The sequence below is a fragment of the Cellulomonas hominis genome, assembly GCF_005239125.1.
GTDB lineage: Bacteria > Actinomycetota > Actinomycetes > Actinomycetales > Cellulomonadaceae > Cellulomonas > Cellulomonas hominis_A.
Map to the genome: position 1 here is coordinate 1 of NZ_SZYE01000134.1, position 10,789 is coordinate 10,789.

12 protein-coding genes are annotated in these 10,789 nt (G+C 76.5%); 7 read left to right on the forward strand and 5 right to left on the reverse strand.

Going from position 1 to position 10,789, the window contains the following annotated elements:
* The first annotated feature begins 346 nt into the window (after positions 1-346).
* Complete coding sequence (locus FA014_RS14285) at positions 347-1,033, forward strand: ArsR/SmtB family transcription factor (protein WP_154730328.1); 687 nt, start codon at positions 347-349, stop codon at positions 1,031-1,033.
* 3 nt (positions 1,034-1,036) lie between these two features.
* Positions 1,037-1,258 (forward strand): hypothetical protein, encoded by a 222-nt coding sequence (locus tag FA014_RS14290; protein ID WP_154730329.1) that lies wholly within the window; start codon positions 1,037-1,039, stop codon positions 1,256-1,258.
* Positions 1,259-1,348: 90 nt separating this feature from the next.
* Here FA014_RS14290 and FA014_RS14295 read toward each other — a convergent pair whose 3' ends face one another.
* The 3 genes from FA014_RS14295 to FA014_RS14305 all read right to left on the reverse strand — a co-directional run bounded on the left by FA014_RS14295 (position 1,349) and on the right by FA014_RS14305 (position 4,568).
* Positions 1,349-2,041 carry a response regulator gene (locus FA014_RS14295; RefSeq protein ID WP_230323171.1) on the reverse strand — a complete coding sequence of 231 codons (693 nt, stop codon included), beginning with the start codon at positions 2,039-2,041 and terminating at the stop codon, positions 1,349-1,351.
* The gene (locus FA014_RS14300; RefSeq protein ID WP_154730330.1) at positions 2,029-3,270 is read right to left on the reverse strand and encodes a sensor histidine kinase; all 1,242 of its coding nucleotides are present in this window, start codon (positions 3,268-3,270) and stop codon (positions 2,029-2,031) included. Before FA014_RS14300 ends, FA014_RS14295 begins: the two co-directional genes overlap by 13 nt.
* Before the next feature lie 80 nt (positions 3,271-3,350).
* On the reverse strand, positions 3,351-4,568 hold the full coding sequence (locus FA014_RS14305; RefSeq protein WP_154730331.1) for a sensor domain-containing phosphodiesterase: 1,218 nt from the start codon (positions 4,566-4,568) through the stop codon (positions 3,351-3,353).
* Positions 4,569-4,765: 197 nt separating this feature from the next.
* On the opposite strand from FA014_RS14305, the gene FA014_RS14310 reads away from it, so the two are divergent.
* A complete protein-coding gene (locus FA014_RS14310) occupies positions 4,766-5,242 on the forward strand; it encodes an OsmC family protein (RefSeq protein ID WP_154730332.1) in 477 nt (158 codons plus the stop codon).
* The gene (locus FA014_RS14315) at positions 5,242-5,982 is read left to right on the forward strand and encodes a hypothetical protein (protein ID WP_154730333.1); all 741 of its coding nucleotides are present in this window, start codon (positions 5,242-5,244) and stop codon (positions 5,980-5,982) included. Before FA014_RS14310 ends, FA014_RS14315 begins: the two co-directional genes overlap by 1 nt.
* 278 nt (positions 5,983-6,260) lie before the next feature.
* On the opposite strand, the gene FA014_RS14320 is transcribed toward FA014_RS14315, so the two are convergent.
* The gene (locus tag FA014_RS14320) at positions 6,261-7,253 is read right to left on the reverse strand and encodes an aldo/keto reductase (protein ID WP_154730334.1); all 993 of its coding nucleotides are present in this window, start codon (positions 7,251-7,253) and stop codon (positions 6,261-6,263) included.
* A 198-nt stretch (positions 7,254-7,451) separates the two neighbouring features.
* Here FA014_RS14320 and FA014_RS14325 point away from each other — a divergent pair, with 198 nt between their 5' ends.
* The 3 genes from FA014_RS14325 to FA014_RS14335 all read left to right on the forward strand — a co-directional run bounded on the left by FA014_RS14325 (position 7,452) and on the right by FA014_RS14335 (position 10,297).
* The gene (locus tag FA014_RS14325) at positions 7,452-7,976 is read left to right on the forward strand and encodes an SRPBCC family protein (RefSeq protein WP_154730335.1); all 525 of its coding nucleotides are present in this window, start codon (positions 7,452-7,454) and stop codon (positions 7,974-7,976) included.
* Between the two features lie 147 nt (positions 7,977-8,123).
* Positions 8,124-8,954 (forward strand): dimethylargininase, encoded by an 831-nt coding sequence (gene ddaH / locus FA014_RS14330; RefSeq protein WP_154730336.1) that lies wholly within the window; start codon positions 8,124-8,126, stop codon positions 8,952-8,954.
* A gap of 62 nt (positions 8,955-9,016) precedes the next feature.
* On the forward strand, positions 9,017-10,297 hold the full coding sequence (locus tag FA014_RS14335) for an aspartate aminotransferase family protein (RefSeq protein ID WP_154730337.1): 1,281 nt from the start codon (positions 9,017-9,019) through the stop codon (positions 10,295-10,297).
* Between the two features lie 42 nt (positions 10,298-10,339).
* Here the strand turns inward: FA014_RS14335 and FA014_RS20075 are convergent.
* Positions 10,340-10,789: CAP domain-containing protein (locus FA014_RS20075; protein WP_230323172.1), on the reverse strand; the 450-nt coding region annotated here is incomplete at its 5' end.

Genomic DNA, 10,789 nt, shown 5'->3' on the forward strand with positions numbered 1-10,789 from the left:
GCCGCCCGCCGCCCGCCGCCCGCCGCCCGCCGCCCGCCGCCCGTCTCGCCCGCGTCGCGCGCCGAGGGGGTACGCGACGCGTCGAGCGAGTACCCGCTGGGTACTCGCTCGACGTGTCGGTTGCCCTCTCGGCGGTCTGCGGGGCGCGGGAGGGCGGGAGGGCGGGAGGGCGCGGGCGCGGGTGGGGACCCGGGCGGCGGGCGCGAGGGTCACCCGGGTCGAGCTGCGCGACTCGCCGTTCTCGGGCGGCGTGGAGGTGGCCCTCGGCTGACCAGCGGTCTGCGACGCAACACCTCTTGCGCAATAGGTCTTGCGCAAGAGGTGTTGCGCGTCTACCGTTGCTGCCATGACCAACGCCGAGCACGACGCCGACGCCGACGACCCGGCCCGCGCCGCCGCGGCGCCCCGGCGGACCACCCCCGAGACGATGCGCGTCACCGACCCGACCCGGGTCCGCGCGCTCGCCCACCCCGTGCGGATGGACCTGCTGTCGTTCCTGGACGACGTCGGCGAGGCCACCGCCACCGAGTGCGCCGTGCACCTCGGCCAGACCGTCGCCAACTGCTCGTTCCACCTGCGCACGCTCGCCAAGGCCGGCTACATCGAGCCCGCCGAGCCCCGCGGCCGCGAGCGCCCCTGGCGGGTCGTGTCCCGCGAGCGCAACATCACGCCCGACCCGCTCGACCCGGCGTCGCGCCGCGCGGTGCTGGAGCTCGCCGAGATCTCGGTCCGCCGCGAGGCCGAGCGGTACATCGACCACCTGCGGCACCTCGAGCACGACGGCGTCATCGACCCGGAGCTCATCCCGCTGACTCAGCTCAGCACGTCGGCGTTCTGGGCGACCCCCGCCGAGACGGCCGAGCTGATCGAGGGCATGCACGCGCTGATGAAGCGGTTCGACGGGCGCACCGTCGACCCCGCGATCCGACCCGGCGGCGCCCGCATGATGCGGCTGCTCACCGCGGTCAACCCCGACATGGCCTTCGAGCCCGCCGCCGAGGCCGCCCCGCACGCACCGCAGCAGGAGGACTGAGCCATGACCACCGTGACCTTCGACGTCAGCTACGGCACCCGCGCCGTGCCGCTCCGCCTGCCCTACCTGTCGGTGCGCCGCCGCCGGGCCGCCCTGAGCCGGCCCCCGCGGACGGGGGCCGACGCGCACGCCGCCACCCGCGCCCGCGCGACGGCCCGCGCCCTCGCGGACCGCGACGCCGCCGTGGACCGGGCGCTGGCGGCCCGAGCGGGCATCGGCGTCTGACGACGCCGCGGCCGTCCCCCCTCGACGCCGCGGGTACCCCCTCGACGCGTCAGCTACCCCCTCGACGCGGCGGCCGTGGCACGGCGCCGGTCAGCCCAGGCCGGCGTCGTGGACGAGGCGCGCGATCTGCACCCGGTTCACCACGCCGAGCTTCGCGAACAGGTGCGCGACGTGCGTCTTCACCGTCGCCAGCCCGAGGTACAGGCGCTCGGCGACCTCCTGGTTCGACAGCCCCTCCGCGACCGCCACCGCGACGTCCCGCTCCCGCGGGGTCAGCACCTCCAGGGCCCGGAGGGCCGCCGCCCGCCGCTCGGCGTCCTCCGGCTTCGCCACCGACGCGATGAGCTGCGCGGTGACCGTCGGCGACAGGATCGGCTCGCCCGCCGCGACCCGGTGGATGCCGTCGACGAGCTGCGCGGGCGGCGTGTCCTTGAGCAGGAAGCCGGCGGCACCCTCGCGCAGCGCGCGCAGCACCAGCTCGTCGGCGTCGAAGGTGGTCAGCACGATGACCCGGGCCGGCGACCCGGCGGCGGCGAGCGACCGGAGCGCGGTCAGCCCGTCGACCCGCGGCATCCGGACGTCCATGAGCACGACGTCGGGGCGCAGCCGCTGCACGACCGTGACGGCCTCGGCGCCGTCGGCGCACTCGGCGACCACCTCGAGCCGGGGGTCGCCGCCGAGGATCATCCGCAGGCTGGCGCGCACCAGGGCGTCGTCGTCGACGACCACCACGCGCACCACGTCGTCGGGTGCTCCGGCGGGGGTCGGGGTCAGCTCGGCCACGGCAGCCACACTCTCACGGCGAACCGCCCGTCCTGCTCGATCCCGTGCTCCAGCGACCCGCCGAGCAGCTCGGCGCGCTCGGCGGCCCCGATGAGCCCGAGCCCCGCCCCGGGTGCACCGGCGACCACCCCGACGGGCACGGGGTTGCACGCCTCGACCAGCAGCCGGTCCCCCGGCGCGCCCGCGAGCCGGACCCGCACCTCCTGGCCGGGGGCGTGCTTGCGGGCGTTGGTCAGCGCCTCCTGCAGCACCCGGAAGGCCGTGCGGGACGCGGTCTCGGGCAGCGCCGCGAGCGCCGACCGGTCCCCGCCGGGCAGCCCGGACACGTCCAGCCGGGCCGGGGTGCCGGCCTCGTCGGCGTCGGCGAGCAGGGCGGGCAGCTCGGCGAGCGTCGGCTGCGGCGCCTCGTGCTCGGTGCGGACCACGGTGTCGTCGTCGGCCCGGAGCACGCCCAGCACCTCGCGGAGCTCGCCGAGCGCCCGGTGCGCGCTGTCCCGGATGGTCTCGGCGGAGGCGGTGATCTGCGCGCGGCTGAGGTCCTCCCGGTAGGCGAGGCCCCCGGCCTGCATGGCGACCAGGGAGATGCGGTGCGCCAGCACGTCGTGCATCTCGCGGGCGATCCGGGTGCGCTCGGCCTGCCGGGCCTCGGCGGCGCGCGACTCCTGGGCGCGCTCGGCGGCCTCGGCGCGCAGCCGCAGCGTCTGGAGCAGCTCGCGGCGGGCGCCGACGTAGAACCCGATCGCGACGAGCAGGCCGAAGAACAGCAGGCTGAGGGCGAGCGTGAGCAGCAGCCACGGCACCCCCGACGTCTGCGACCCGGTGCTGCCCTGGTAGAGCAGCTCGTAGGCCGTCGTGGACAGCACCCACACCGTCCCGACGACCGCCACCTCGCGCCACCGGCGGCGGGTGGCGATCGACACCAGGGCGAGCATCGCGGGCCCGACGGCGAACGCCGACAGCGTGGTGAGCGCGGTGATCAGCACCGCGGTCAGCAGCGGGCGCCTGCGGCGCAGCGGCAGCAGCGCGACGGCGACGAGCCCGAGCACCAGGTCGAGCAGCATGAGCGCCCCGGCGAGGTCCTCGTCGACGGTCCCGACCGCCCCGATGTCGTGGGACACGAACACCCAGGTGAGGAGTCCGGACCCCACCGCCAGCAGGTAGCGCCAGGTCCGGGACCACGGGCCGAGGCGCGGCGGCGCCTGAGCGGCGTCGGGGTCGGGGGCGGGCATGCGGTCGAGCCTAGGTCGCGGCCCGCCGGACGCGGATCGGCCGTCGGGCTGGACCGCCTCCCCCCTGCGGCGGAGGAGCGTCAGCCCCCGGCCGCGCTGCGCAGCGCCACGTCGAGCGGCGCCGGCCGCCCGAGCAGGTAGCCCTGCCCGTACTCGACCCCGAGCGCCTGCAGCGCCGCGCGCTCGTGCTCGGTCTCGACGCCCTCGGCGACGAGCCACGAGTCGATCCCCCGGGCGAACTCGGCCACCGCCCGGATCAGCGCCCGGCGCACCGGGTCGAGGTCGCAGCCGCGCACCAGCGCCAGGTCGAGCTTGATGGAGGTCGGTCGCAGCTGCAGCACGTGCCGCAGGCTCGCGAAGCCCGCCCCGGCGTCGTCGACCGCGACCTGGTGCCCCGCCGCGCGCAGCCGGTCGGTCACGGCGGTCAGCGCCTCGTAGTCGGCGACCGGCGTGTGCTCCGTGACCTCGACGCCGACGGCGGGCCCGTGCGCGAGCAGCAGGTCCGCCGTCCGGGGGTCCGTCAGCGCCTCCGCGGACAGGTTCACCGACATCCGCACGCCCGGCGGCAGCTCACCCAGCCGGGCGAGCGCGCACTCCGCGGCGAGCAGCTCGAGCTCGACCCCCTCCCCCGCGGCCGCCGCGGCCGCGAACGCGTGCACCGGCGTGGGGAACCGCTCGGGGTCGAACCGGGACAGCGCCTCGACGGCGACGACCTCGCCCGTGCCGAGGTGCACGACGGGCTGGAACACGCTGCGCACCCCGCGCTCCGCCAGCACGGCGCGGATCCACCGCACGCGCTCCGACACCGCCGGCCGGTGCGGCAGCCCCAGCACGCCCATGCGGTCCTCGACCAGCGCCGCCGCGAGGCCGAGCACCCGCAGCGCGTCCTCGTCGAGCAGCGGGTTCGCGCCGCGGGCCAGGCAGCAGAGCATCCCGACCGGCTCCCCGTCGGGGCCCCGCAGCGGCGCGCCGAGGTAGGCGCCGATCCCGAGGTCCCGGGTCACGGCGAGCTCCCGGGCGACCGGGTGCCGGCGCGCGTCGGGCAGCACCGGCGGCAGCAGCCCGGCCAGCACGCGCACGCAGTAGGTGTCGTCGAGGTCCCGCACGTCGCCGACGGCCATCTGCATCGGCCCGGTCTCGGTGCTCGTGGCGAGGACGACCTCCGCCGACGTGGTGAGGCTGGAGAGGAACGCGACGTCCATGCCGAGGTGCTCGCGCACCCGGTCGAGGATCTGCTGCACGTCCGGCGCAGGACCACGTGCCGTCGACGCCACGTCCCGGTCCTCGTCCACGCTCATGCGGTCCCCCGATCGCAGCCGCCGGGGCCCCGCTCGACCCGGCCGAACGGCGTCAGCCTAGTGAGCGTTCCCCGCGCCGCGACCGCTGCCGGGACGCCCCCGGGTCGGGAACCACCCGTCCGGACGAGCGCCCGCCGGTACCGTCCGCCCACGGCTGATCCCCTGCCGAGTCACCGGCCGCGTGACAGGATCGGCCCATGGAGTCCCCGAACACCGGGCTCGCGCCGGAGACCGACGTGCCCGCCACCCCCGACGCCCCCGCCGCAGCCCCCCGGCTCTGGGTCGAGCGCACCGGCACCCGCACCTACACCGGGCGCAACGAGCGCGGCGCCGAGGTCCGCATGGGCCCCGCCGAGGCCGGCGCCGTCTTCACCCCGGGCGAGCTGCTCAAGATCGCGCTCGCGGGCTGCTCCGGCATGTCCGCCGACACCGCCCTGAGCCACCGGCTCGGCGACGACGTCGAGGTCACGGTCGAGGTCAGCGGCGACAACTACAAGCCCGACGACCGGTACCCCGAGCTGCACGAGCGGATGGTCGTCGACCTGTCCGGGCTCGACGAGGCCACCAAGGAGCGGCTGCTGCGGGTCGTGCACCGCGCCGTCGAGCAGCACTGCACCGTCGGCAACACGCTCAAGGCCGGGGCGACCGTCGACCTCGAGATCACGGGCGAGTGATGGCGCTGCGCCGGACCCCGATCGTCGACGCGGCCCTGGACCGCGCCGTGACGATCCCGTCCGCCACGATCCACGCGCACGTCGACTCGGTCCGGCGCCGCAACCCCGAGGCCAGCCCCGCGGAGGTGATCGGGCTCCTGGAGCGCGAGTACCTGCTCGTCGTCCAGGGCACCGGCGGCGCGGTCGGCGCGGCCGCGGCGGCCCCCGCGGTGGGCACCGGCGTGGCGATGGCGCTGACCGTCGGCGACGTGGCGACGTTCTTCGGCGCGTCCGCGGCGTTCTCGCTGGCCGTCGCGAGCGTGCACGGGATCGACGTCGAGGACGCCGAGCGCCGCCGCGCGCTGCTGCTCGCCACGATCCTCGGCGAGTCCGGGGCGAAGGCGGTCACGGACGTCGGCGAGCTGACCGGGCTGCGGGGGCTCAACGTCGCCCGCGCCCTGCTCACCCGGATGCCGACGGGCACGATCCGCCGGGTCAACGCCCGGCTCACCCGGCAGCTGTTCCGCAAGCAGCTCGCGCGGCAGGGCGGGCTGGCGCTCGGGCGGATGGTGCCGTTCGGGATCGGCGCGGTCATCGGCGTCACCGGCGGCCGCGCCCTGGGGCGCACGGTGATCCAGGGCGCCCGCAAGGCGTTCGGCCCCGCGCCCGACCGCTGGGGCGACAGCGTCCTGGTGGTCGAGGCCACGGAGGGCGCCCCGCGCCTGATCGAGCAGCCCCGCAGGCGTCTCCCGCGCCGCTGACCCGGCGCGCGCCTCCGCGCGCCCCGCACCCGCCCGCCCCCGCGCGCCCCGCGCACCCGCACTTCGCGCGCCCTCGCGCCCCGCACGCCCCGCACGCCCCGCCGAGTCTCCACTTCGTGCCTGTGCGCAGGCGGCCGGGCAGAGGCACGAAGTGGAGACTCGGCGAACGGGGCGCCGCGCGTGAGGGTGGTGCGGGGGTCGGCGAGTGCGGGCGTCAGCGCGTGCGGGGGTCGGCGAGTGCGGGCGTCAGCGGGCGCGGGCGTCAGCGCGGCAGCGGGTCACCAGCGGTCGTGGACGTGCGGGCGGATGCGCTCGTCGTAGACGGCCCGGAAGCGGTCCAGCGTGAACTCGTCCAGCGCGGGGATCAGCGCGGCGTCCGCGTTCGCCCGGGCCTGCTCCGCGTTGCGCGCGCCCGGGATGACCGTCGAGACGCCCGGCTGGTCGATGATCCACCGCAGCGCGAGCTGGGCCGTCGTGGCCCCGGCGGGGGTGAGGGCGGCGACCTCGCGGGCCGCCGCGACGCCGACCTCGAACGGCACGCCGGCGAACGTCTCGCCCACGTCGAAGGCCTCGCCGTGCCGGTTGAACGACCGGTGGTCGGTCGGGGCGAACTCGGTGTGCTCGTCGTACTTCCCCGACAGCAGGCCGGACGCGAGCGGGACGCGCGCGATGATGCCGACGCCGGCCTCGGCGGCCGCGGGCAGCACCCGCTCGAGCGGCTTGCGGCGGAAGGCGTTGAGGATGATCTGGATCGTCGCGACGTGCGGGCGGGCGATCGCCGCGAGCGCCTCGTCGACGGTCTCGACGGACACGCCGTAGGCGGCGACCCGGCCCTCGTCGACCAGGGTGTCCAGCGCGTCGTAGGTCGCGTCCCGGTCGAGCACGGCGCTCGGCGGGCAGTGCAGCTGGACGAGGTCGAGGGTGTCGACGCCGAGGTTCGCCCGGGACCGGTCGGTCCACGCGCGGAACGCGTCGAGCGTGTACGCCTCGGCGACGTGCGGGTCCGCGCGCCGGCCCATCTTGGTGGCGACGGTGATCCGCGCGGCGTCGGCGGGCCGCTCGCGCAGGAACCGCCCGATCAGCGACTCGCTGCGGCCGTCGCCGTACACGTCGGCGGTGTCGAAGAACGTCACCCCCGCGTCCGCCGCCGCGGCGAGCACCGCGAGCGCGTCGTCCTCGGCCACCTCGCCCCAGTCGCCGCCGAGCTGCCAGCAGCCCAGCCCCACGACCCCGACGTCACGTCCTGTCCTGCCCAGCGTCCTCGTCTGCACGGCCCGAGGGTACCCCGGCCCTTTCACCCGGGCGCGCCTGGGTGCCTGCACCCAGCAGGCACCGGCCGGGCCGCAGATCTCGGCGACGGGTGACGATCCCAGGGAGGAGGATGTCGGGACGCGCCCGGGGTCGACGCGGGGCGAGCGGCCCCGCGCCCCGCGAGCGACGCACCGGCGGGGACGAGGACGAGGGCGACGATGATCACGCGAGACCGGGACCGCACGCCGTGGGCGCGTGCGTCCCGGGTGCTGCCCCTGGACGCCGAGCGCGCCTGGGACCTCGTCGCCGACGCCCGGCACCACACCCGGTGGGTCCCGCTGACCCGGGTCGACCTGGTCCGGCGGTCCGCGCGGGCCGCCGGCGGGACGACGCCCGAGGTCGGGGACGAGATCCGCGCGGTGACCGGACCGACCGCGCGCGGCGGCGGGCCCGGCCTGGTCGACCGGATGCGGATCGAGCGCTACGAGCGCCCGCTCGGTGCCGTCCCCGGCGTCGCGGTGTTCCAGAAGCTCGGCCCGGTGCTGCTCGGCGCGGCCCGGATCGAGGTCGAGGCGGCGGGCTCGTCGGCCCGGGTCACGTGGAGCGAGTCGGTGCACCTGCGCGGGCTCCCGCCGGTCGCGACGCGGTGGCTCGGCGTGCTGCTCGTGGACCGGATGCTGGGGCTCGTCCTGCGACGCGCGGCGCGTGAGGTCGCAGACGGCGCGCAACGAACCGCCGCCTGAGAGCCGATTCGCGCAACGAACCGGTGGCCTCCGCGCAACGTCGCGCCATGATGCGCCGAGCGGGTGGATCGTAGGCTTGCCCGGACGCGCCCCGACGAGGCGGCCCGACGTCCGACCACGCCGTTCCCGGACACCTCGAGGAGCACCATGCCCGCGACCCCGCAGCAGATCCGCCGCCACTACCTGATGTGCGAGCCGACCTTCTACACGGTCTCCTACGAGATCAACCCGTGGATGGACTCGACGCGGTACACCGACGCGGGCCTCGCGGTGCAGCAGTGGACGGTGCTCAAGGACACCTTCGAGCAGCTCGGCCACACGGTCGAGACGATCGACCCGATCCCGGGCCTGCCGGACATGGTCTACGCCGCCAACGGCGCGACGATCGTGGACGGCCTCGTGTACTCCGCGAAGTTCCGCTACCCCGAGCGCCAGCCCGAGGGCCCGGCCTACGAGAAGTGGTTCGCGGACCACGGCTACGTGACGCACACCGCCGAGCAGGTCAACGAGGGCGAGGGCGACATCCTCGGCGTCGGCGACGTGCTGCTCGCGGGAACCGGCTTCCGCACCGACCGCGCCTCGCACGACGAGCTCGCGCGGGTCACGGGCCGCGAGGTCGTCACGCTCGAGCTGGTCGACGCGCACTACTACCACCTCGACACCGCGCTGGCCGTGCTCGACTCGACCGCCGGCCGCGAGCAGATCGCCTACTTCCCGCCGGCCTTCTCGGACGCCTCGCGGGCCGAGCTCGAGCGGCGCTACCCGGACGCCGTCATCGCCTCCGAGGCCGACGCCGCGTGCCTCGGGCTGAACGCGGTGAGCGACGGGCTCAACGTGGTCGTCGCCCCCGGCGCCACCGACCTGGCCGCCCAGCTGACCGACCGCGGCTTCCGCCCGATCCCGGTCGACACCAGCGAGCTGCTCAAGGGCGGCGGCGGCGCGAAGTGCTGCACGCTGGAGATCCGCCCCGCCCGCTGACCCCCTCGGCCGGCCGGGCACGTCCCGGCCGGCACCACCCCCCGGCCCGGAAGGTGACCCCCATGACCGCCACGATCCCGAGCCGGGACGCCGAGGCCGCAGCCGCCGGCCCCCTCGCGCCGAACTACCACCCGCTGCCCGTCACGCTCACGACCGGCGAGGGCGCGTGGGTCCGCGACGCCGAGGGGCGCACGTACCTCGACATGCTCGCGGGCTACTCGGCGCTGAACTTCGGGCACCGGCACCCCGCGCTGATCGGGGCGGCGAAGGCCCAGCTCGACCGGCTGACCCTGTCGTCGCGGGCGTTCGACCACGACCTGCTCCACCCGTTCGCCGAGGCGCTGTCCGACCTCGCGCGGCCGGTGGTCGCGGGTGCGGGGATCGCGGGCGCGGGGATCGCGGGCGCGGGGGCCGCAGCCGAGGGTCCGCAGCCGATGGTGCTGCCGATGAACACGGGCGCCGAGGCCGTCGAGACCGCCATCAAGGCCGCCCGGAAGTGGGGCTACGACGTCCGCGGCGTGGCCCCCGAGCGCGCGACCATCGTCGTGGCCGCCGGCAACTTCCACGGCCGGACGACCACCATCGTGTCCTTCTCCACGGACCCCGAGGCCCGGGACGGCTTCGCCCCGCACACCCCGGGGTTCCGGGTCGTGCCGTTCGGCGATGCCGAGGCGCTGCGCGGCGCGATCGACGAGACCACGGTCGCCGTGCTGCTGGAGCCGATCCAGGGCGAGCAGGGCGTGGTCGTGCCGCCCGCCGGGTACTGGCCGGCCGTGCGGTCGATCTGCGACGAGGCCGACGTCCTGCTGATCGCGGACGAGATCCAGTCGGGGCTCGGGCGCACCGGCACGACGTTCGCTCTGGAGCTGTGGGGCGTGCGCGCCGACCTCGTGACGCTCGGCAAGGCGCTCGGCGGCGGCGTGCTGCCGGTGTCCGCCGTGGTGGGGCGGCCGGACGTGCTCGGCGTGCTGACGGCCGGCACCCACGGGTCGACGTTCGGGGGCAACCCGCTCGCGTGCGCCGTCGGGATCGCGGTGGTCGACCTGCTGCGTCCCGGGACGTTCCAGGAGCGGGCCCGCACCCTCGGCGCGCACCTGCACGAGCGGCTGGCGACGCTGGTCGACACCGGCCTGCTCGTCGGCAGCCGCGGCGTGGGGCTGTGGGCCGGGCTCGACGTGGACCCGGCGCGGATGACCGGGCGCGAGCTGTGCGAGCGGCTGCTGCGGCTCGGCGTGCTGGCGAAGGACACCCACGGGTCGACGATCCGGCTCGCGCCGCCGCTCGTGGTCGAGGCCGACGACCTGGACCTCGCGCTCGACCGGCTGACGCAGGCGCTGCGCTGACGTCCGCGCGCCGCGGGCAGGACCCGCGGCGCGCGCCGGCCGTCAGGAGAACCGCATCGCCGTGTAGAGCCGGCCGTTGATCGTCACCGCACCGATCGACACCGACGACTTGTCCGCCTTGAGGATCCACGCGCGGTGGCCCGGGGAGTTCATGTAGGCGGCGATCATCTGGCTGTCGCTCACCGGCTGCACCCAGCCGACGATGTGGTCGTCGCCCGAGTGCCAGATGCTGCCCGCGGCGGCCATCGCGGCGGCGTGGTCCGCCAGCGACGACGAGCCGGAGACCGACAGCGCCGGGAGCCCGTTCTCGGCCCGCGCGGCGTTCAGCGCCGCGCCCAGGCCGCCGACGCCGTAGGACGCGACGCCCGGGGCCCAGGCGACGGCCGCTGCGGCCGGGGCGGATGCCGACGCACCGCCACCGGAGGGCGCCGGGGCGGCGGCGCGGTTCGACCGGGCACCGGTCGACGTGCGCGGGCTCGCGCTGCGCTGGGC

What these genes read in the sequence shown, in the direction of transcription:
- FA014_RS14325 (WP_154730335.1), top strand. Translation starts at nt 7,452, where the DNA reads ATGATCACGCGAGACCGGGACCGCACGCCGTGGGCGCGTGCGTCCCGG.
- FA014_RS14290 (WP_154730329.1), top strand. Translation starts at nt 1,037, where the DNA reads ATGACCACCGTGACCTTCGACGTCAGCTACGGCACCCGCGCCGTGCCG.
- FA014_RS14285 (WP_154730328.1), top strand. Translation starts at nt 347, where the DNA reads ATGACCAACGCCGAGCACGACGCCGACGCCGACGACCCGGCCCGCGCC.
- FA014_RS14300 (WP_154730330.1), bottom strand. Translation starts at nt 3,270, where the DNA reads ATGCCCGCCCCCGACCCCGACGCCGCTCAGGCGCCGCCGCGCCTCGGC.
- FA014_RS14310 (WP_154730332.1), top strand. Translation starts at nt 4,766, where the DNA reads ATGGAGTCCCCGAACACCGGGCTCGCGCCGGAGACCGACGTGCCCGCC.
- FA014_RS14315 (WP_154730333.1), top strand. Translation starts at nt 5,242, where the DNA reads ATGGCGCTGCGCCGGACCCCGATCGTCGACGCGGCCCTGGACCGCGCC.
- ddaH (WP_154730336.1), top strand. Translation starts at nt 8,124, where the DNA reads ATGCCCGCGACCCCGCAGCAGATCCGCCGCCACTACCTGATGTGCGAG.
- FA014_RS14335 (WP_154730337.1), top strand. Translation starts at nt 9,017, where the DNA reads ATGACCGCCACGATCCCGAGCCGGGACGCCGAGGCCGCAGCCGCCGGC.
- FA014_RS14305 (WP_154730331.1), bottom strand. Translation starts at nt 4,568, where the DNA reads ATGAGCGTGGACGAGGACCGGGACGTGGCGTCGACGGCACGTGGTCCT.